Genomic DNA, 216 nt, shown 5'->3' with positions numbered 1-216 from the left:
TGTTGTAACTGGACAAACAAAAATCGATTACTCTATTCTTATTTCTTCATATGATTTAGTTTTGAGAGAACAAAACTCTAATAAAATAATAGTCTGGTGGCGATAGCGAGAAGGTCACACCCGTTCCCATACCGAACACGGAAGTTAAGCTTCTCAGCGCCGATGGTAGTTGGGGGCTCTCCCCCTGTGAGAGTAGGACGTCGCCAGGCAAAAAAA

The 216-nt window shown here is 43.1% G+C and carries 1 rRNA gene; it reads left to right on the top strand.

The features are described from left to right. Positions 1-92 precede the first annotated feature (92 nt). Positions 93-209: ribosomal RNA gene (gene rrf / locus ACTYA4_RS22310) — 5S ribosomal RNA — on the top strand. The last annotated feature ends 7 nt before the right edge of the window (positions 210-216 follow it).

This window comes from Niallia yueguangensis (genome assembly GCF_052663115.1).
Note: the sequence above shows the minus strand (reverse complement) of the source record. Positions and strands in the feature narration are given on the sequence as shown.